This window comes from Nitrincola alkalisediminis, from assembly GCF_009821115.1.
GTDB classification, from domain to species: Bacteria; Pseudomonadota; Gammaproteobacteria; order Pseudomonadales; family Balneatricaceae; genus Nitrincola; species Nitrincola alkalisediminis.
Genome location: NZ_VYTY01000007.1, coordinates 76,483 through 96,087 on the forward strand (window position 1 = coordinate 76,483; position 19,605 = coordinate 96,087).

Genomic DNA, 19,605 nt, shown 5'->3' on the forward strand with positions numbered 1-19,605 from the left:
GACTGTCGGATTAGCCCCATAGCCCTTGGCTTATGTGACAGATGAAGGCTAATCCGTTAACTAAACCTTACCTCAGAGGTGGCAAGGGATGGCGCGGTATAAACACTACGATTACAACCAAACCAAGATGATACCTCTGCGGTTTTCGGATTAGATCGAACCTAGTACGTTTGAATACTATTTGAATCATGTCGTGGATAATGATTTAGATTTCAGCGTGTTTGAATCTCGCTATCGAAATGACGGCAACGGCGCACCAGCCTATGATCCGGCCATTCTGCTGAAGGTTGTGTTATTTTCTTGTTTCAGGGTAAATAAATATTAGAATAAATGACGGGCTGTTGATGCTGGGGATTTTGATTTCAAAATGTCTAATCCGACAGGCTCGTTAGCTTCCTAAAGGCGAGCAATAAACTAGCTTAAACTTGCCCTAATATCTGAAATGGTGATAAATAGCTTATTTTCTGCATCTTGAAACGCTTTAAAACCATAGCGCTCATAGAAGTGTTTAGCACCATCTTTTGCGTCAACAATAACGACTGGAAATGCCACACTATCACTAGCTGCCAGTAGTTTTCGTAGAGCATCGATAAGTAACCATTCGCCAAATCCTTTACCTTTATAGCGTTCATCGATAGCTAAGCGAGCAATGAGTCCGCCAGAAGTTGATGACTGATACTTTTTCTGTAACTTATCGGGCAATGCTTTTAGGTCAATGGGTGTCATTGTTAAAGTATAAAAGCCGATGATAAGTGATGTGTTTTTTTCATCCTCTAAAACAAATGTTCGAGTATTGTCTTTTTTAGCTTGCTGACTAGCCATGACTTTCAAATAGTTATTAAGCGCATCAATTCCGCAGTTGAATCGGCTTCTATCGTGTTTATCTTTATCGAGCAATACCGTTTTCATCATTGGGTTTTGGTCTCATAGCGTTTGGCGGCAGTTTTAAGCTTTTCATTTAATGTTGTTGGTTTATCGAGAGCTTCCATAAGTAATATGGCATCTGCTTGGCTTAATTTTAGTGTTTGCTCATGTTCAATCACTTGTTTTGCTTTTTCGATTGCGGCATTCAATACAAATGAGTTAATACTAGACATGCCGGTGAGAGCAGCAGCTTTGGTTAATAAGTTTTGTGTATCGACATCAACTCTCGCAGTGATACGAGGTAAAGTGGTAGCCATAATGTAATCTCCTTTGTGTCAAACTGTCACATCTTCATTGTGGTGCTTAAATATACAAAAAGCAATCATTGTGTCACTTTGGCACGCATGCGAGCAAACAATTCAAGCAGAGCCTCAACGAAATGACGACAACGGCGCACCAGCCTATGATCCGGCAATTCTGCTGAAGGTCGTGTTATTCGCTTGTTTCAGGGTGAATAAAGATTATAGTAAAGGGCGTGCTGTTTGCTGGAGTTTTTAATTTCAAAATGTCTAATCCCACAGGCTCCTTAGCATTAAAAGGAAGGTTCTATGCAATTGATTGGAATGCTTGATTCACCCTACGTAAGGCGAGTTGCTATTTCTTTAGAGTGCTTGGGTGTTCCGTTTGAACACAAAGCGGTATCGGTTTTCAGTACATTTGAAGAGTTCCAAAGCATTAATCCTGTCGTTAAAGCACCGTCACTCATATGCGATGACGGAGAGGTTTTAATGGACTCCTCGCTCATCCTGCAGTTTATCGAGGCAACCAAAAGCCAAGGAGTCTCGCTATGGTCTCAGAGTGCGGCGACAATGCAGCATGAGATGCGTGCGGTCAGTCTTGCGTTGGCTGCTTGTGAAAAGACTATACAAATAGTGTATGAGCGCAACTTACGACCTGCGTCAGCACAGTTCGAGCCTTGGATGGAGCGCGTGCGATGCCAGCTATTAGCCGCCTACGAGAGCTTGGAGCAGGAAGTGGTATTACAGAGGCCGATCTTTGAGGTCTCACGGAGTCAGGCAAGCATTACGTCTGCAGTGGCTTGGCAGTTTACTCAGTCTATGCTTGCAACACTGGTACCCGCTGAGAATTTTCCAGCGTTGGTTGCCCTATCTGCTCGCATGGAGAATGAGCCAGAGTTTATAAAGTACCCGCCTGTAGGTCCCGGTGTTTGAGCAAACGGTGCAAACAGTGGCATCATTTTGCGTCTGATGTGTCACTGCAACGTAAATAAAGGAGCAGACCATGAAAGGTAAAACAGTGGATGCGTTATTAGAGGATATTCATGTTCTAGGTGTTGAACAATACGCGCTTGTAGAACAGGTGCGTGCGCTGGTCAGTGAGCTTTTTGCACCCATCTCCGAGGAGGTGAAGTACGGTGGTATTTTATTCTCGTCGGATGTTCAATTTTGCGGTGTGTTTGCCTACAAAAAGCATGTATCGGTTGAATTTGTGTCGGGTGCAAAAATTCATGACTCGCTTGGGCATCTAGAAGGCACAGGAAAAGGACGCAGACACATCAAGCTTTATGTGTTGCAGGATATTCAAGATAAACAGCTCGCACACTACCTTCAACTAGCGTTGGACGCTGCAAAACATGACATCTAAGACCTCGCTTCCCATTTTTTGGCGTGATCCGCGCATGCCGTATGTTGAACTGCGCAAGGTGGAGGACGGTCGTCAGGTCAATTATGCGCTGCACAGTCATACACAGTGGTCGCTTGGTGCCATTACAGCTGGTAAAAGCACCTATCGCTATCGTGAGGATCTCTACATTGCGCGTTACTTAGATGAGCAGGTCACAGAAGAGATTTCGCTAGATACCTTATGCAAACGTTTTGGTTATAGCTCGGGCTACCTTATTCGTGCTTTTAGTCAGCACTTTGGTATGACCCCCCATGCGTATTTGCTCAATCGACGCATTCAACTAGGTAGAACGCAACTGAAAACGGGGAAGGCCATTGCCGACGTGGCTCAAAATGTTGGCTTTGCGGATCAGCCGCATTTTCAGCGTGTCTTTAAACGCCACATGGCTGCCACGCCGAATCAATATAGACGGACCTTAGTCAATCAGTAGATAAATGCAGCTGAGCGCTAGGAGTAATGCGAGCGTACGGTTAATCAACATAAGCAGGCGAGGGTTTTCTACGTGTTTGCGTAAAAACACACCTGCATAGACCCAAGCGCTTAAGGACAGCCAACAAATGGGTAGGTAGAGCAACCCGAAGACGACAACCTGTTGTGGATCATTGGCGGTTGTATACGCACCTATGCCTGCGGCAGAGGCTAACCAAGCTTTCGGATTTAGCCATTGCATAAGGGCGCCTGTCATAAATCCGGGGGTGGGGTGGGTTGATTTCTCGGTCACGAAGCCCTTGTCACTTGCCAGTTTGAAACTCATAAAAAGTAAAAATGCCACACCCAACCAACGTAGCAGAATTTCAATAAATGGAAACACGGTGAGCACGGAGTAAAGCCCAAATCCCACAGCATAAAACAGAGCAATAAAGCCAAGCGTTGCTCCGGTGACAAACGCAAGACCTGTGCGAATCGGAAAGCGCGTTCCGCAGCTTAAACAGACAAGATTTACAGGTCCCGGTGAGATGGATGCTGCTAAAGCAAAAGCAGACATAGTGAACAGCATTGAAAGGGTCATGGTTTCCTCCATTGAGTTGAGCAATGAAGGATAGAGAAGGGCGTGGGTGAGGTATTGAACAAAATTGACCTAGGGCGTTCGAGAGGGTCGAATCAGATTCATCAACATCCTACCTAAACACCTAAACACAGCGTTTGGATCTAATCGGCACAACGACTGGTTTTTGCTCATGTGTTGTCAAAATTTGACAATCGATTTGATACACCTGGCTGATCAGTGCTTCTGTTATAAGCTGATGGGTGTTTCCATAACTGACTAGCTGACCCTCTTTTAAGATGATTAATTGATCAGTAAATCGGCTGGCCAGAGTGAGTTCATGGAGGGCAATGATAACCGTTGTTCTATGGGTTTGGATAAAAGACTGTAGAATTGATAACACTTCGAGTTGGTGGTACATATCAAGCGCACTTGTCGGTTCATCCAACAGCAGCAGCGTTGGATTGCGTGAAAGACGTTGGGCAAGAAGTACCATTTGTTGCTGCCCCCCTGAAAGAGAGTCCATTGATCGTTTAGCTAAATGAGACAGCTGTAACTCATTGAGTATTTCCATCGCTTTTGAGCGCTGAGTCTCGGTTATTCTCCAACTCAGTTGTTCGCGTTGCCCTAACAACACGCAATCTTCCACCTTAAGCTTGGATTTGACCAAGTAGGCTTGAGGCATATAGCTAATTTGATTTGAGGATGGCCACTGATGATCGAGTTGCTTTTTGCCTGAGTGATTTAAAAAGCCCGCTAAACTTTTTAAAAGCGTTGATTTACCGGAGCCATTGGGGCCAATCACTCCAATTATGCCCGAATTGCTTAATTCGGCTTTAGGGATGTTTAAACGAGTTTTGTGATCAATCTTAACCTGATAGTCGGTGAGTAACAGCATGAGCCGATTAGCCTTGTTTTTTCAGAATGACGATAAGTAGCATCGGAACACCAACGATTGCGGTAATAATGCCAACAGGGATAACGGCTCCTGCTGAAATAGTTTTGCTCAAAATGGACGCAGAGACCAGCAGAATTGACCCGATCATACCGGACAATAAAAGCGAGTATCGATGATCTTCACCAACGATGGCGCGGCTGACATGGGGTGATATTAAGCCAATAAATCCGATCGTTCCGGTAAAACTAACGGCGGCAGCAGTCAATAGTGCAACATGTATAAAAATGCGTTTGCGCAATGCGTTCACATTTAAACCAAGACTTGCGGCATTGTCATCGCCCAGTCGAAGTGTCGTTAAATTCCACACCTCTTTTAAGCTAAAGGGTAGGGTCACGGCGAGGATTGCAGTGATCACCCATACAGATGTCCAGTTGGCTTTGAGTAAGCTGCCAAATAACCAAAAAACGATTTGTTGCAGTACTTCTGGCGCTGCTAAATATTGCAGGAGGGACTGTAGCGACTGGAAAAAGAACAATACCGCAATACCGGCTAGCACAAGAATTTCTGAGTGGCTGCCTTTTAGGTGCGCAATCACATAAATAATAGCACAGGCTAAAAGTGTGGATGCAAAGGCAGACACTGGAACCAGTATCCACACAGCGATGGGTAAGGATGCACCAAACAGAATACTCAAGGCGGCACCAAAGCCAGCAGCGGCTGAAAAACCGAGTGTGTAGGGGCTTGCCAAAGGGTTGGCTAGAATTGTTTGCATCATTAAGCCTGCGTAACCTAAGCAAAATCCGACGGCAATTGCCGTGAGGGTTTGCGGCAAACGAATCAGCCAAATAATGGTTGAGAACGCCTTGTTGTCTCCATTAGGGCCTTCTAAGAGTGTCACAATCACCTGATGAAGAGTCATTCCCGATGGGCCCGTAAGCAGATCAAAAACGATCAATATCATCAGGCATACAAAACAGAGCGCAATTCTGTATAGGGCAGAGTTGCGCATTGTTGACAGCAGAGAGAAGAACATTATTGTAGACGTGTGACGAAGAGACCCATCGCAGAAATAGGCATCCACTCAGCATAGAAGTCTTGGAGCTCTTGAGCAGGATCGACATCTGTGAAGTAGTCAGGGTATAGCGCTTGGCCAATCGCGCGCATGTACACAAAATCTGACAAGGTGCGATTGCCGCCGTGATACACGCCATACACGTCTCTGTTCTGAACAGCCGGGAGGGACGACCAGCCTGCACGACTGAGATAGGCTTCCATGCGTTGATGCGTCAAGGATGCATCGGCTCCAAAACCAAGTTGAACGGAGTAGGGTCGATTAAGCCATTCAGAGCCTGCTAAAAGAATAACGTCCGGCTGCGATGCGATGATGTATTCCGGTGAGAGAGGTCCCCAGTTTTCGATTTGCCCAGCTGCGATGTTTTGTCCTTGAAGCAGGTCAATAACGCCGCCCCACATGCCTTTACTATAGCTATTCCCTTGCGCATCAGGGCCGTTTTGTGCGAGCTCTACATAGATTTTCTTTGAGATGGCTCCATGGCTATGCGCAGACTTAACACGTTGTAGCGTATCCTGATGTTTTTCTTCGTATAAGTTTACTAATGCTTCAGCACGATCTTCTTGATTTAACAATTGACCTAGAATTCGAGTTGAGGCGATGTGCTTTTCGAGTGTTTGTGCATTGTAGTCAAGGGTTACGATAGGAATGCCAGCGGCTTCAATTTGTTGTATGCCTGTGCCAATCGAATCAAACTGCCAACTCGCGAGAATTAAAACGTCGGGTGAGGTTGCGATCAATGCTTCGGTCGATAAGGTTCCATCCTCGGCGTTACCAAAATCAGGCAGAGTGGCTAAGGGAGGAAAGGCATCTGTGTAAGCATTCCATTGGCCGGGTCTCCAGCTTTCCCATGGGGCTTTAGATAACGAAACGAGTTTGTTGAAGCCTTCAGCACCTGTAACAGCTAAGTAGTCTTCGTAGTAGAAGCCAAGGGCAACTTTTTCAGGGTGTGCATTCAATGTGACGCTTCTGCCTTGAATGTCATTGATTACGATCTCAGCAAAAGAGATGCCCGAGTGTAGTAAAAATGTAATGCTCAATGCGCTGATCAGTCGCTTCATAAACCATGCCTTTCAATGAGTTCGATATTATTGCGCTGAATTGTATAGCCAACTGATCTAAAAGGTGTTGTGGCATAATGTCGCAGGGCGTGTTTGAGAGGCGGTGTTGGCGATGTTGGAGGCTACCTTTGGCCCTGCGCGCAGGCTTAAGGTCAAAGGTAGCCTATCTTGAGTACTAGACTTTGAATTTGTCTAGCGCGTTGGCTTGTTGGTTGGTCAGATCCACCATGGTGTTGCAAAGGCTTTCTTGATGTTGAGCGGCTTCGGCAACGGCTTGGCTGATATCACGGATATTCGTAGTATTGCGGTTGATTTCAAGGGTTGTCGCACTTTGCTGCTCTGCAGCGGTAGCGATTTGTACGTTCATATTGTTAATTTCAATGATGCTTTTACGAATGACCTGCAACGAATCACGCGCTTGATTGGCGACCTCTTGTGTCTGGTTGGCGTTTTCACGACTTTTGAGTATGACGCTCTCAGCACTTTTAACACCGCCTTGCAATTGATGAATCATGGCTTTGATTTGTTTAGTGGACTCTTGTGTTTTGAGGGCAAGCGTGCGCACTTCATCCGCAACAACCGCAAAGCCTCGACCTTGTTCGCCAGCGCGCGCAGCTTCGATAGCCGCGTTTAGGGCCAGTAAGTTGGTCTGATCCGCAATGTCCGTGATAACCGTGAGGATGGATTCAATATTGTTACTGTATCCAACGAGATCATTGATGGTATTCACAACCCCGCTCATTTGCTCGGTCAACTGAGCGATGGTTTGGGTTGTACGCATTACGACGGCTTCACCGTCTTTTGCTGCAATATCGGCTTGATTTGCGCGATCAGCGGCGGTTTGAGCATTGTCTGCTACATCGTGCGCTGTTGCGGACATTTCATGCATGGCGGCCGCTAACTGATCCAGCTCACTTAATTGCTTCTGCAGTTGTTTGGCAGATCGTACTGACGAGTCAGCGGTTTTGTCAGTGTTGAGTCGGACATCGCTAGACAAATGTTTTACTTCTTGTATCAGCGCTTGTAGATAGTCAATAAAATGATTGAAGTCGGCTGACACTTGACCAAACTCATCTTTACTCACAATGCTGAGGCGTTTGGTTAGGTCGCCATCACCGCTGTTGATCTCTTGTAAGGATTTATGCAGGCCTTGCAAGGGTTTCAGCAGACCGCTCACGACCAAGTACAGAGTAATGGACGCAATAACGGCGGCAATAAGGGTGCTGATCATCGCAATCCAGCCAAACTCACGGACATCCTGTAACACTTTGTTTTCGTCAAGGACAACACCAATAAACCATTTAGCGCCATATAGGTTCGGTAGTGGGGTAAAGGTAATGTAGGCATGACTGCCGTCTTTTAGACTGACGCGTGTCAGTTCGGTACTTAGCTGTGGCAGGTTACCTGCGATAAACTCTGTGATGTTCTTTCCATTCAGGTCGGTGTCGGGGTGGCTGATGATTTTGCCAGCCTCATTGACAAGATACGCATAGCCAGTCCCATTGAAATTAAGGGTGTTGACAGCATCGGAAACGGTTCTAAGACTCAGGTCTCCGCCGAATGCACCTTTAAACTGGCCTTTGTCATAGAAGTTTGCGACAGCCGAAATCAGTACGTCACCTTCAGTCGACAGGTAAGGTTCCGTAAACACGGCGCGTTTATGGGCGTTAGCAACAGGGTACCAAGGACGTTTGCGAGCATCCCAACCCGGCGGGTTCCAATTCGGATCATTGCTAAAGCGCACGGCCTCGGCATCCAGTCCCCCAAACATCAATAAAAACTCTTGTTTGTAGATCGGTAGATCAAAGGTTTTTTGAATGGATTGATTAGAGAAGTCACTGTCAATCGCTTGTGATGCAACATCAATTAAAGCGAGTTTACCATTCAACCAGTTATTTACTTGTACGGCTAAGGCACGACTGCTTTCTTGGGTGCTTGTTGTGGTTTTGGTGAATAGGGCATTTTTCAAACTACTGTACTGTATCCACGAGTAGAGGGAGAAAGCCAATATCACAATTGCTGAGGCATAGAGAGCGACTTTTTGGGATACTTTCATTTCGGCACCTAGTATAGAACGCTTTTTATAGTGATTACCAAGTGGTGATCAGCGATCTAAGGCCAGATAGACGGCGTCCATCTGGCGCTAGTGGAAGGCTTAAACGGGACTGTTTAAGTATTGATTTGGTTTGCTGTTGGAAGCGCGGAATAAATCTCTTGATCGAGTTCATTTTCGCTTTTGGCAACCAGTGTCGATACCATCAAATCACCGCATACGTTTACTGTTGTACGGGCCATGTCTAAAATTCGGTCGATACCTGCAATAATCGCTAAGCCTTCAATCGGCAAACCTACCGTGGTTAAGACTAACGATAGCATAATGATACCTGCACCTGGAACCCCTGCAGTGCCAATCGACGCCAGTGTAGAAGTGGCGATGATGACGATGTAGTCTGACATTTCTAAGTCAATGCCAAAGGCTTGTGCGATGAACAGCGCGCAAACGCCTTGGTAAAGTGCCGTTCCATCCATATTAATCGTTGCGCCCATGGGCAGTACGAAACTGGAAATACCTTTAGATACCCCTAATTCCTCCTGAGCGGCTTTGATGCTGACTGGCAAGGTGCCAGCACTGCTGGTGGTGGTAAAGGCCACTGCCGCAGGACTCACGATGCCTTTCAAGTAATTGATTGGATTTAGGCGACCGACAACACTCAGCAGACCGCTATAAAATACCACCACATGGAGGATGCAGCCAATATAGACGACAGTGATGACCTTTATTAGAGGCAGCAAAATTTCCAGACCATAGGTGCCAGCAACCCAGGCCATTAAACCAAATACACCGTAAGGTGCCAGTTTCATGACCAAGCCCGTTAAGGTGTACATAGCTTCAGCAAGGCTTTCAAATACAGCAATTGCGGGTTTTGCAATATCGCCGGACAGGGTCAATGCAATACCCAAACCCAATGCGAAGATAATAATTTGTAGAATATTTCCAGCAGCAAGTGCACCAATAGGATTGGTTGGAATCATGTTGAGCAGCGTTTCGACCAGCGTCGGCGCTTCTTTTGCGGCTTGTGCTACGGCTGGAGCGGTCATTTCTAAACCTGCGCCTGGGGCAAAAAGAATACCCAATCCCAGACCAATGGTGATCGCAACGGCTGTCGTCCCCATATATAACACAAGGGACTTTACGCCTATGCGCCCCATTTTACGAGTGTCCTGCATGGAGGTAACGCCAACAACGAGTGAGCAAAAAACCAGCGGAACAATCAGCATTCGTATGGCGTTGAGAAACAGTGTCCCAAGGGGTTTAAGCATTTCTGCGTTTGGACCCATGATGGAGCCTGCGATAGCGCCTAGCACCATACCAATCAGAATTTTTTGCCACAGTGGCATTCTGCTCCAAAACCCGGGTTGTTTGGCGTGTTGAGAGTCTTTCATAGTACTGCCTTTTTAGTTGTTATTTGTCAGAGTTGTTAATGTTGGATTCCCCAATGTTGAGGACAAAGTCATGCCTAGACGGTACAACCTGTGCCGTATCTAGATGCAATGATGGATTTCGTTAAAGCAAGCACTGTGCCAATCATGAAGATGAGTTTAAGTATTTGATTTTGTTTTTAAAAATAGGCTTTGATCTGTTTGGAATCATTGGAAGGGGTATTCCTAATGGAATAGTGACTCTTCAATAATTTTCTAGAAAAGGTTTTGTATCAGAGAGTTGGCTGCGGAATAACCTTGGTTATAGTTATAACCAAGGTTATAGGGGTTAGTGAGGTGAGTTTAAGATGTTTTCTTATTTAAACGTTTACTCAGTGCCGGTTGGGACACGCCAATGAGACGTGATGCAAGAGACTGATTGCCTTGTGCACGCTTCATCGCTTCTTCGACAAGAAGGTCGTTGATTTCCTGCAAGGATGGTAAGGGCTGATCTATTGGAAAAAATACCCGTGCTGTGTTGTTTGCTGACGGGTCCTGAGGCGCACTAGGGCCATTATTGGTTAAAACTGAGCGGAAGGTTTCCATCGAGAGTACTTTGCTTCGATGGCGACTGACAGCGTCGTAAATCAGCGCCTTTAATTCTCTGATATTCCCAGGCCATTGATAATTGGCCAATAAAATGGGCAGTTCCTTGGGAATAGTGGGTTTGGTTTTGCCCATTTCCTCTGCAGCTTGGGTGAGGAAATACTCGAAGAGTAAGGGCAGGTCATCGACACGGTGCCGCAGGGCTGGAATTTCAACATGATGGATTTTTAAACGGTAATATAAATCTTTACGAAAATGACCGGATGCTTGTTTTTCAGTTAAATTCTGATGGGTTGCCGCGACGATTCTGGCACGCAGTCGCTTAGGCCGGTCACTGCCTAAAGGATAATATTCGCCTTCTTGCAACAGGCGTAAGAGTTTGACTTGAGCGGTTGGGCTTAAATCACCTATTTCATCCAAAAATAAGGTGCCTCCATTCGCTTGCTCAATCATACCCGAGCGCGCACTCTCTGCACCTGTGAAGGCCCCTCGACTATGACCAAACAGCGTGTCAGAAAAGACATTGTCGTCCAATCCGGCTACGTTGACGCTGACAAGTGGACCTGTATTTTTACTTAGGTCATGAATGGCTTGAGCTATTTGTTCTTTGCCTACGCCACTTTCGCCCGTGATGAGCACAGGTTGCAGACTTGAAGAAATTGATTCTAGGTATTGAAACACGGCACGCATGCGTTTGTCTTGCGTGATAATGTTTGCGAACACATCGGGTTGCTCCAATGTGTTGGTTAATACATGACGCCGCAATGCTTGGTTCTCAACGTGCATTTCTTGCATGCGCACGGCCCGCTTGATGCCTTCAATGAGTTTTTGCTCTTCTGTGGTTTTGACAAAATAATCAAACGCACCAAGGCGCATGCAATCTAGGGCCGTTTCTATTTGATTCAGTCCACTGAGGACAATGACACTAATGTCCGGACGCTCAGTGACAATTGTCTGCAGAAGTTTGTCACCTGATATATGTGGCATGGTCATGTCTAGAAGCACGATTCCGATAGGGTGTTCGGTAATCATGGCCATGGCATCACGGCTGTCTTGGCAGCGATATAGGTGGGTAAACCCAGCTTTACGCTCCAATGCAATGCTCATACTGCGTAAAAAGGCTTCTTCATCATCAATTAGCAGAATACCAAATTGAGGGTAAAGATTTTTTTGCATATGGGTCTTCCTAAGCAACTGAAAAGGTCAAGATAGCTTTCGTGCCCTGCGAGCTGGATTCGTATACCAGACTGCCTCCATGCTCTTGGACGATTTTACTGGATATGAAAAGACCAAGACCCGTGCCGCCCTCTTCACGTCGAGTGGTAAAAAACGGGTCGCATAAGCGGGCCATATGCGCAGGCGCGATGCCTTTACCTTGGTCCCAAACTTCTAAACACAGGTGATGCTCATCTTTAAGAAATGTACGAACATTAATGGCTTGGTTGGAGGTTTCCAGCGCCTGACATGCGTTGACAATAAGATTAATAATCACTTGCTCAATTTTTTGAGCGCTGCCATAAAAATATGGCAGCGGTTGAGTATATTCAACCTTAAATTGGTTGCAGCTTTGGCGTATGGTATTGTCGACCAGTCGGATGGCGACTTCTAAAATTTCATTAAGGTCCACTGGCTCTTTTAGGTCATCAGGTGTTTCGCGGGCAAAGTCTTTTAGATCATTCACAATACGGCGAATTTTTTGTGCGCCTGTGAGCATATCCTGCAGCATGGATGGAATTTCATCACGCATTCGGCTGTATTCAAGTCCTGCAATGTAAAAGTCGCCATGCGCTTGAAAGTGGGCTTCTAGAATCTCTTCAGCGTCAGAATAAAATTCTTGAATGACGGGTAGATTCAGTAACAGTAGACTGCTTGGATTATTGATTTCATGAGCAACGCCTGACACTAAAATTCCTAGAGAAGCCATTTTGTCGGCTTGCATCAGTTGTTTTTGCTGTTGCTTGAGCTCGTCAGTACGGCGGCTCACTTCACGGGTTAGCATACGGTTCCATACAACAATCCCGCCCAGTATCACCAGTAATATTCCCGAAATACTGCCCGTAATCAGTCCGACTTCTTTCCATGGAAAGCCATCTTGCTCAAGTGGACCCAGCCATTTGTCATAAATTTTTTGGTGGCGGCCCGTGTTCTTTAGAATGGCTAATCCTTCGCTAAATTGTGCGAGCAGGTCGGTATTGCCTTTCATCACTGCATAGCCATATTGATTAGCACCAAAAGGGCGGCCAACCGGTGTGATGTTTGAAAGCTCAAGCTCTTTGCCTAGATACAAGCCGGGTAGGTTGGCAACCAGCGCGTAATCGTATTGACCCGATGCAAGTAGGCGCAATGCAGCCGCATGGGTATCCACTAAAATTAATTTGGCATCAATACCACTGTTAATGAAAAAGTCGTGCATCACTCCAGCACGCTGGACAATAATCTCTTTACCGGCGAGTTCATTTAGGTTGTTTACTTTTGCAGTTCCTTTACGGGCAAAAATGGACTGATGAACCAGAGCATGGGCGGGTGAAAAATCGTATTTGTCGGTGCGGCCAGTGGAGTAGGCCATGCCTTGTAAAACATCGAGTTTGCCTTGTTCAAGAAGGCTGCGCATGTCATCCCAGCTACCCAATTGGATATTGACGTCCATCCCCATGACTTCAGCAATTGCACGGGTTAGTTCGGTATTGTAGCCATCCGGTTCACCCTGCTCGTTAAGAAATTCATAAGGAGGATAGTTTAAGTCGCCCCCTACCAGAATGGGTCTATCGGCCTGAGCAATGCATGCAACGAATAGACTGACAAAGAGCACAACAAAGCGAAAAAAATACGGTGTCATTTGGGTTCTGCTGGACATGACGATAGGATCGCGGTTCTTAGAGGGGTCCCATCATATCATGTTAGTGCAATAAGTATTGAGTGCTGGTGCGAAGATACAGCACAGAATAAGAGGGTAGAAGTAAGTATCGAAATCGGCACCCCTCAATCATGAGGTGCCGAAAGCGCTTCGATTTCTTGCCATAGGCGCTGATAGTCAGGGCTGTCTTGCCGTGTATAGTTTAGGTTTCTAAGCAAGCCTGTTAAGTGCACAAAGTGCCTGCGAACCGCTTCTTTTGTTTCTAGAGCAGGAAGGCCCTCTAAGCACCTAACCAGTAAACGAAACAAATCTCGCTGTCGTTGGATGGGCGTTGAAATGTCCACGGGATCAAAGGCATCTTGCTGTAAATAGACCTGATCAAGGCACTGGGATTTCTGCCATAGAATATAATCGGTTAAGGTTACGCCTTCTTCGCCCGTCACCTGCATCATTTGCTGAACCTCTTCCCCTTGCCTGAGCAAATTGAGCATGTCACGGACTTGGGGCACCCATTCAGGATCTAAGTGTGTATTAAACCAATTTTCCAGTTGAGACAGATAACGTGACCAAGAGATCAATGGATCAACGGCCGGATAGGCGCGTTTGTACGCTCTATCAGCACTCAAGCCTAAGAAGGTTTTTACTGTTCTCAGTGTTGATTGCGTAACGGGCTCTTCAAAGTTACCGCCTGCAGGCGATACGGTTCCGATGAGGGTTAAGCTCCCGACGGAGCCATCATTGGTGCGCACAAGTCCTGCACGTTCATAAAGTGCTCTGACGGCGGAATCAAGATACGCGGGAAATGCTTCTTCGCCAGGAATCTCTTCTAATCGACCGGATGTTTCACGCATCGCCTGTGCCCAGCGGGAGGTTGAGTCGGCAATCAGCAACACGTTGTATCCCATTTGACGATAGTATTCACTGATGGTGATACCCGTATAAATAGAGGCTTCACGCGCCGCAACTGGCATGGAAGAGGTGTTACAAATGATGACGGTGCGATCCATCAAGGTCCCGCCTTTCGGATCGGGGGTTTTGGGAAACTCGGTAATCGTTTCGACGACTTCACCCGCTCGTTCACCGCAGGCCACAATCACTACAATATCCACATCGGAATAGCGTGAAATTAAGCTTTGCAGTACCGTTTTACCCGCGCCAAATGGACCTGGAATACAGGCGGTTCCACCCTTGGCTACCGGAAAAAATGTATCGATCAGGCGAAGAGTCGTTAACATGGGTTGATCAGGATACAAGCGCTCACTTGACCCTGTGCGCAATAAATCACGATTAACGGGTACGCGTACTGGCCAGAACTGACGCATGGTGATCTCATGTTCTTCACCATGCATATCTTTAAGTCTGACAATCGGAGTCGTGACGGTAAAGCTACCTTCCTGAATCCAGGTCACTTCAAGTTCACCACGCAACTTGAAGGGTGTCATAATTTTATGTGTGAAGCGTCTTTCTTGAACTTTGCCCAGTGGATCTCCGGCCCGTACTCGAGCACCAATTTTAACGGTTGGTTGAAAGGCCCACAAATGTTGATTATCAATCCCTTCAACATCCAATCCTCTGGGTAAAAAGAAACCATGCTGTGCGGCAATCAGTTCGAGTGGGTTTTGCAAACCGTCGTAAATTTGACCCAATAAACCCGGTCCTAACGCCACAGAGAGTAAACGCTCGGTTTGCTCGACAGGGTCTCCTATCGACACACCTCGGGTATTCTCGAAGACTTGCACATCGGCCTCACCATGACGAACACGCAATACTTCTGCTTGCAAGCGTTCTTGACGTTGGTCGGATGGACGACGTTCTGGGCAGATGTAGACCACTTCATTTTTGATGAGGGGGTAGTATTCGCCATGTTCATCCTTCATTAAACGAAGGGTTATGATATCGTCTCGTACCCCAGCAACTCGGGCTGTAACGGGTGTTCCATTCATCGATTTATGTCCTCAAACAAGCTATTCAGTTGCTGTTGGATACCGCTGTTGTGCAGGAGTGTATCGCTCAGTAGTTGAAAATCGGCCAATGCCGCATCTGCATCACTTTTTAGGCGACGCTCTGCGATGCCCCAGCGCAACACAAAGCACACCACTGTCTCGACGGAAAAATGATGGCTTCGCTCCACTGCAAGCAGTTGCTGCCAAAAATAACGATCCATCTCAAACTGTAACTCCCCCGTGTGCCCCTGATTAAACAACTCGCCCCAGCGCTCCAAGAGGGGGATCTGTGTTTCCAAGGCGAATAAAGGATCTTTCCAGTGCTGCCGTATCCATTCTGTCCAGCGCCCGTATCCGTAAAAGTGTTCTGCCGATGTGTTAGGGCGTCGTCGATAGCGTAATGCGGCTAAGAGTGTTTGTATTTCTAACCGCTGTGTAATCACCTCCTGCAACACCCTGGAAGGAAGTTCGGCAATTTGCTTTTGCCAGAGCAGTACTCGTTCTCGATCCGGCTGCGTATTGGCCAAGTTCGGGTGATAGAGTGCCTCTGCAACAGCAAGGCCTTGATGATCATGCGAGTCCAACAACGAAAGTCGTCGGTTTAGTGCAATCCGTGACAAAGGTAACTGACTGCATTTTTCCATCTGCTCAGGCAGCCAAGGCAGGCAAGTGACCAGTGTGTAGTAATCTGCCACTAACGAATAACTCCCTCTAACAACGCACGAAAACGAGGCTGTAGGTGTTTGAGCAGCACTTCAGCAATCGAGGCATCGGTCAAATCTATCTCGACCTCTTTGCCAACCAAGCGTATGCGTAATCCACGACCTGAGTGAGAGCTGACACTAACGCCTTCACGCAAAAGATCAGCGGACAAGGATTGAACAAACTGGCTTAAATGGCCTTGACGGTATTCATGAGCATTTCGGCGCAATTCATCTAATCCAATAAACTCGTCAGGCAACAGAATTTCAATCGGATGCTGGTTCAATTGAGATTGGTCGCGAACCTTACCCGCCAATTCAAGAATCAGTCGACGCATGAACTCGTCGTTGTCCATTTGCTGCTCGACTAAACGTTCAACTTGATCTGCAAAACTTAGAGCCATGGTTTCTTTTAAGGTAAGCAACAGATCTCGAGCGGCCATTTTCAGTGCATCTTCGCCCGCTTTGCGCGTTTGTTCGGCTTCTTTTTTGGCCTGTTGACGCAAAACATCGGCTTCATGACGCGCCTCATCCAGAATTTGATTGGCTTTTTGCCGTGCGTCCTTTAATAGTTGATCGGCTTCTTCGCGTCCTCTTTGTACGCCCTGGTCACGCAGTTGCTCAATTAAGGCTTCTACGCCTGAAGAGGGATGATGTTTTTCTGTGTGATTCATCATCGGCTCCTACGCTGGTACACCAGCACTGATCACCAAGGCAAAAATAAACGCAAACACGGCAAAGCCTTCTACAATGGCTGCAGGGGCCAGCGACATACCAAAAATCTCAGGGCGAATCTTGGAGACATTGATGGCCGATGCACAACTACGCCCCTGATAGATCGCGCTGAACATGAGTGCCAAGCCACATAGCAACCCTATGCCTGCTAAGCCAGGAGCATTCTCTGGGGTTATCTCGCGGCTTAACGCAAACATCACTACGATCCCATAAATAGACTGCGAAGAGGGCATTGCTGAGATGCCAATATAGCGCCCGTGTCCTGTTTCTGTTTCGAGTAGTGCACCAGCAGCGGCTTGACCCGCTAACGAACAGCCGATCATACTTCCAATCGCGCCAAGTGCCATAGGGCCGTAAAGACCTGCCCAGCCTAATGCCATAATCAGGTTGTCCAAGGTGTAACCTCCTGTTTTGAGAAAGGGCGGAAGGCATAGCCTTCATCCGCCAAACTCCAGTTGTAAAATTCAATTAAGTTGAGACGCAAACCGTGAATGACTCCACTGACCACGGTGAGCACGAAGTTCAGCATGTGCCCAGCCAGTAAAATCAGGAGTTGTAAGAAGACACCGATGCCCGGCAGTGCATTGGCCACATCGACTGAGAGTTGATTAAAGGTAATCGCTAATGAGGCGCTGGCGAGGCCTAAGGCAAACAGTCGTAAATAACTCAACACATCACCAAATAGCTTAGTGATATTGGTGAGTGCTAAGGTGCCCCAAATGACCTGACGCAACTGCCATTTGTCTTGCTGATTTGACATTAACAAGACGGCCAATAGGGCAATAACAAATACGAACCAGTGTATAAAATGGAAGACTTGTAGCCATCCGAGTAAGCAGGACAAAACCGCGAGTGCCCAGCCAACCGATGCCCAAGCTTCAAGTTGGCTGCGCCTGACCCAGGCCATCATTAGATTGGCGAGCACTAAATGCAAGGCACCAAAGGTAATTGAAAAGCGCATCATGGCGTCAAAGTCTTGTAAGTCGAGTATTTTAAGTGTCGCCAGCCAAGAGAAGGGCGCATTGGCACCAAAATAGCTGCCGACCAACACCCCCCAAACCAAGCTTGTTGCGGTCAGCGTGACGGCTAACGAACGCAAGCGTCTTGAGGTTTCACTGCTCGACATATCCTTCCAATAGTAGATGAGCACCAAACCCATTAAGGCAGCGTAACCTGCATCGGACATAATAATGGCGAAGAAGGCGGCAAACGAGAAAAAAACAACGCGTGAAGGGTCCCAGCTTCGATAGCTCGGCATTTGAAAAAAACTCACCAACTCTTGGCCCCCGCGAAGTTTCTCCGGGTTGTCCAGTAGCGTGGGAGGCAATTCATCCGGTTTGGGCTGTTCAATCAGCAGAGCCAACTGGTGGCTTTTGGCAAAGCGTTCAATGTCAGCGACGCTGCTTTCAGCCACCCAGCCTTGAATTGCAAAAATGTCTTCATAGTCCAGCGTCTGATCCGAGACATCCGCTAAAAATGCACGGTCTTCTGTATCCGCGATACAGCGTTGCAATTGATAGATCCAACGTGTTAAGGCTTCGCGTTCGGCTTCAACGGCCTCTAATTCAATTTCAAGATCTTCCAGGTTTTGCTCTAATTGACTCAGAGGTATATTGCCCGTGAAGGTTCGTGTAACGGGCATGCGGTTCGCATCAGGTTCATCTTCGGATAAAACCACTACATAGGCATGACGATTATCACGATGCACGCAGCACCAGGTTAAACCGGAGCGCTCAACCGCTGGAAGCTTATAATTGGGGACCAAGTAAAACCAGAGTTTTTGCCCAGCTAGATCCGCTAGCTCAGGTAAGATAAAGTCGCCCCAGGGGGTTAAGTCCGTAATACGTTTTTCTAGAAAGTCACGACGTGCCATCAAATCTAATCGTTGAGTGCGATTGTGATCAATCCGATCCAGCATTTCAGACAGATTAAACTGCTTCAAACGCACCACTTGTCGACGCTTTTCACGGCTGCTTAACAAATATTGCAGCGCTCTTTTTAGGCGCTCAGGATTCACGCTTTCGTCTGACGTTGAGCGTGGCTCCACCTCTTGAAGAGGGATGACATGCATGACCCCGAGCACTTGCAGGGCCTCTAAAAGTGTAGGCTTGTGTTCGGTTAAGCCAACCAAGGACACCTTGTTAAGTCGTAAAATGCTCATAGTGCGACACCCAAGCGCTTACGTTTAGCAATTTTGGCGCGAACCACCCCGGCGCGTTCAGCATCGGCTAGGGCAATCTGGATCTTACGTATATTTTGACGTGCCTGTGGGATCAATACCTTGTCAAATAAATTCAAACGTTGGGTGGTTTTTTGCAGACCCTTATTCAAGCATTCCAAGCGCTTATGGATCAACTGTTGCTGGACTTGCAGGGTGACCTGCGACTGGAGGAGGTTAGCCAAGTGATCCAGCCAATGGTCTGTGCCCAAGCATGAGTAGGGTTCAAGCACCACCTTGAGCGATCTTAATTCAGGCAAGTGGATGCCCACTAAATTAACCTGTTCTATTTCAATCGATTGAATGCTAACGAGCTGATCAACCCTGCCTTGAAAGTTGGGCAACATGGAAAGCTCTGCACGTACTTGCTGCTCTATTTGTAAAAGTGCATGCTGTTGCTGTTTCAGGGTTTGCTCAGCTGTTGCACGAGCCGCAAGCAGTTGTTTGCGTTTTAAGTCTAGCGCTGGCACAAACTTTTGATAGGCACGTACTTTGCGACCTTCTTTATTCAATGTGCTTTTATTGAGCGCTAATCGAGCCATGA

The 19,605-nt window shown here is 47.0% G+C and carries 20 protein-coding genes; 4 read left to right on the plus strand and 16 right to left on the minus strand.

The window, feature by feature from the left end:
* The first annotated feature begins 154 nt into the window (after positions 1 to 154).
* Entirely contained in the window at positions 155 to 325 is a 171-nt protein-coding gene (locus F5971_RS18870; RefSeq protein WP_475095953.1) for a transposase, read from the plus strand.
* 89 nt (positions 326 to 414) lie between these two features.
* Here the strand turns inward: F5971_RS18870 and F5971_RS11965 are convergent, their stop codons facing one another.
* Together F5971_RS11965 and F5971_RS11970 are read right to left on the minus strand one after the other, a co-directional pair.
* Positions 415 to 912, minus strand: a complete 498-nt coding sequence (locus F5971_RS11965; protein WP_036510096.1) for a GNAT family N-acetyltransferase — start codon at positions 910 to 912, stop codon at positions 415 to 417.
* Complete coding sequence (locus F5971_RS11970) at positions 909 to 1,181, minus strand: type II toxin-antitoxin system TacA family antitoxin (protein ID WP_036510097.1); 273 nt, start codon at positions 1,179 to 1,181, stop codon at positions 909 to 911. Before F5971_RS11970 ends, F5971_RS11965 begins: the two co-directional genes overlap by 4 nt.
* Positions 1,182 to 1,472: 291 nt before the next feature.
* Between F5971_RS11970 and F5971_RS11975 the strand changes: the two genes are divergently transcribed.
* From F5971_RS11975 to F5971_RS11985, 3 genes are all read left to right on the plus strand, one after another.
* Positions 1,473 to 2,096: a glutathione S-transferase gene (locus F5971_RS11975; RefSeq protein WP_036510100.1), complete on the plus strand. Its 624-nt coding sequence runs from the start codon at positions 1,473 to 1,475 to the stop codon at positions 2,094 to 2,096.
* 70 nt (positions 2,097 to 2,166) lie between these two features.
* Complete coding sequence (locus F5971_RS11980) at positions 2,167 to 2,529, plus strand: DUF1801 domain-containing protein (RefSeq protein ID WP_036510103.1); 363 nt, start codon at positions 2,167 to 2,169, stop codon at positions 2,527 to 2,529.
* Positions 2,519 to 2,998, plus strand: coding sequence for a helix-turn-helix domain-containing protein (locus F5971_RS11985; protein WP_193495088.1), 480 nt, complete (start codon positions 2,519 to 2,521; stop codon positions 2,996 to 2,998). The genes F5971_RS11980 and F5971_RS11985 overlap by 11 nt, the downstream gene beginning before the upstream one ends.
* Here the strand turns inward: F5971_RS11985 and F5971_RS11990 are convergent.
* The 14 genes from F5971_RS11990 to F5971_RS12055 all read right to left on the minus strand — a co-directional run bounded on the left by F5971_RS11990 (position 2,984) and on the right by F5971_RS12055 (position 19,603).
* Complete coding sequence (locus F5971_RS11990) at positions 2,984 to 3,577, minus strand: LysE family translocator (protein WP_193495089.1); 594 nt, start codon at positions 3,575 to 3,577, stop codon at positions 2,984 to 2,986. The two genes, F5971_RS11985 and F5971_RS11990, sit on opposite strands and share 15 nt — an antisense overlap.
* A gap of 121 nt (positions 3,578 to 3,698) precedes the next feature.
* Positions 3,699 to 4,451: an ABC transporter ATP-binding protein gene (locus F5971_RS11995; RefSeq protein WP_193495090.1), complete on the minus strand. Its 753-nt coding sequence runs from the start codon at positions 4,449 to 4,451 to the stop codon at positions 3,699 to 3,701.
* Between the two features lie 7 nt (positions 4,452 to 4,458).
* Positions 4,459 to 5,412, minus strand: a complete 954-nt coding sequence (locus F5971_RS12000) for a FecCD family ABC transporter permease (protein ID WP_223116319.1) — start codon at positions 5,410 to 5,412, stop codon at positions 4,459 to 4,461.
* Positions 5,413 to 5,483: 71 nt separating this feature from the next.
* The gene (locus tag F5971_RS12005) at positions 5,484 to 6,584 is read right to left on the minus strand and encodes an ABC transporter substrate-binding protein (RefSeq protein ID WP_193495092.1); all 1,101 of its coding nucleotides are present in this window, start codon (positions 6,582 to 6,584) and stop codon (positions 5,484 to 5,486) included.
* Between the two features lie 175 nt (positions 6,585 to 6,759).
* Positions 6,760 to 8,640, minus strand: a complete 1,881-nt coding sequence (locus F5971_RS12010) for a methyl-accepting chemotaxis protein (RefSeq protein WP_193495093.1) — start codon at positions 8,638 to 8,640, stop codon at positions 6,760 to 6,762.
* 113 nt (positions 8,641 to 8,753) lie between these two features.
* Positions 8,754 to 9,983: a dicarboxylate/amino acid:cation symporter gene (locus tag F5971_RS12015; RefSeq protein ID WP_193495094.1), complete on the minus strand. Its 1,230-nt coding sequence runs from the start codon at positions 9,981 to 9,983 to the stop codon at positions 8,754 to 8,756.
* A gap of 384 nt (positions 9,984 to 10,367) precedes the next feature.
* Complete coding sequence (locus F5971_RS12020; protein ID WP_193495095.1) at positions 10,368 to 11,786, minus strand: sigma-54-dependent transcriptional regulator; 1,419 nt, start codon at positions 11,784 to 11,786, stop codon at positions 10,368 to 10,370.
* Positions 11,787 to 11,796: 10 nt separating this feature from the next.
* On the minus strand, positions 11,797 to 13,446 hold the full coding sequence (locus F5971_RS12025) for a transporter substrate-binding domain-containing protein (RefSeq protein ID WP_246187802.1): 1,650 nt from the start codon (positions 13,444 to 13,446) through the stop codon (positions 11,797 to 11,799).
* A 143-nt stretch (positions 13,447 to 13,589) separates the two neighbouring features.
* Positions 13,590 to 15,407 (minus strand): V-type ATP synthase subunit A, encoded by a 1,818-nt coding sequence (locus tag F5971_RS12030; RefSeq protein ID WP_193495097.1) that lies wholly within the window; start codon positions 15,405 to 15,407, stop codon positions 13,590 to 13,592.
* On the minus strand, positions 15,404 to 16,102 hold the full coding sequence (locus F5971_RS12035; protein WP_193495098.1) for a DUF2764 family protein: 699 nt from the start codon (positions 16,100 to 16,102) through the stop codon (positions 15,404 to 15,406). The genes F5971_RS12030 and F5971_RS12035 overlap by 4 nt, the downstream gene beginning before the upstream one ends.
* Positions 16,102 to 16,782, minus strand: coding sequence for an ATPase (locus tag F5971_RS12040; protein ID WP_193495099.1), 681 nt, complete (start codon positions 16,780 to 16,782; stop codon positions 16,102 to 16,104). The genes F5971_RS12035 and F5971_RS12040 overlap by 1 nt, the downstream gene beginning before the upstream one ends.
* Positions 16,783 to 16,791: 9 nt before the next feature.
* Positions 16,792 to 17,238 carry an ATP synthase subunit C gene (locus F5971_RS12045; RefSeq protein ID WP_036510128.1) on the minus strand — a complete coding sequence of 149 codons (447 nt, stop codon included), beginning with the start codon at positions 17,236 to 17,238 and terminating at the stop codon, positions 16,792 to 16,794.
* A complete protein-coding gene (locus F5971_RS12050; protein WP_193495100.1) occupies positions 17,226 to 19,004 on the minus strand; it encodes a V-type ATP synthase subunit I in 1,779 nt (592 codons plus the stop codon). The genes F5971_RS12045 and F5971_RS12050 overlap by 13 nt, the downstream gene beginning before the upstream one ends.
* Positions 19,001 to 19,603 carry a V-type ATP synthase subunit D gene (locus tag F5971_RS12055; RefSeq protein ID WP_036510133.1) on the minus strand — a complete coding sequence of 201 codons (603 nt, stop codon included), beginning with the start codon at positions 19,601 to 19,603 and terminating at the stop codon, positions 19,001 to 19,003. Before F5971_RS12055 ends, F5971_RS12050 begins: the two co-directional genes overlap by 4 nt.
* Positions 19,604 to 19,605: the final 2 nt, after the last annotated feature.

Coding starts and splice junctions, on each gene's coding strand:
- F5971_RS11965 (WP_036510096.1), bottom strand. CDS start 912: ATGATGAAAACGGTATTGCTCGATAAAGATAAACACGATAGAAGCCGA.
- F5971_RS11970 (WP_036510097.1), bottom strand. CDS start 1,181: ATGGCTACCACTTTACCTCGTATCACTGCGAGAGTTGATGTCGATACA.
- F5971_RS11975 (WP_036510100.1), top strand. CDS start 1,473: ATGCAATTGATTGGAATGCTTGATTCACCCTACGTAAGGCGAGTTGCT.
- F5971_RS11980 (WP_036510103.1), top strand. CDS start 2,167: ATGAAAGGTAAAACAGTGGATGCGTTATTAGAGGATATTCATGTTCTA.
- F5971_RS11985 (WP_193495088.1), top strand. CDS start 2,519: ATGACATCTAAGACCTCGCTTCCCATTTTTTGGCGTGATCCGCGCATG.
- F5971_RS11990 (WP_193495089.1), bottom strand. CDS start 3,577: ATGACCCTTTCAATGCTGTTCACTATGTCTGCTTTTGCTTTAGCAGCA.
- F5971_RS11995 (WP_193495090.1), bottom strand. CDS start 4,451: ATGCTGTTACTCACCGACTATCAGGTTAAGATTGATCACAAAACTCGT.
- F5971_RS12000 (WP_223116319.1), bottom strand. CDS start 5,412: ATGATATTGATCGTTTTTGATCTGCTTACGGGCCCATCGGGAATGACT.
- F5971_RS12005 (WP_193495092.1), bottom strand. CDS start 6,584: ATGAAGCGACTGATCAGCGCATTGAGCATTACATTTTTACTACACTCG.
- F5971_RS12010 (WP_193495093.1), bottom strand. CDS start 8,640: ATGAAAGTATCCCAAAAAGTCGCTCTCTATGCCTCAGCAATTGTGATA.
- F5971_RS12015 (WP_193495094.1), bottom strand. CDS start 9,983: ATGCCACTGTGGCAAAAAATTCTGATTGGTATGGTGCTAGGCGCTATC.
- F5971_RS12020 (WP_193495095.1), bottom strand. CDS start 11,786: ATGCAAAAAAATCTTTACCCTCAATTTGGTATTCTGCTAATTGATGAT.
- F5971_RS12025 (WP_246187802.1), bottom strand. CDS start 13,446: ATGACACCGTATTTTTTTCGCTTTGTTGTGCTCTTTGTCAGTCTATTC.
- F5971_RS12030 (WP_193495097.1), bottom strand. CDS start 15,407: ATGAATGGAACACCCGTTACAGCCCGAGTTGCTGGGGTACGAGACGAT.
- F5971_RS12040 (WP_193495099.1), bottom strand. CDS start 16,782: ATGAATCACACAGAAAAACATCATCCCTCTTCAGGCGTAGAAGCCTTA.
- F5971_RS12050 (WP_193495100.1), bottom strand. CDS start 19,004: ATGAGCATTTTACGACTTAACAAGGTGTCCTTGGTTGGCTTAACCGAA.
- F5971_RS12055 (WP_036510133.1), bottom strand. CDS start 19,603: ATGGCTCGATTAGCGCTCAATAAAAGCACATTGAATAAAGAAGGTCGC.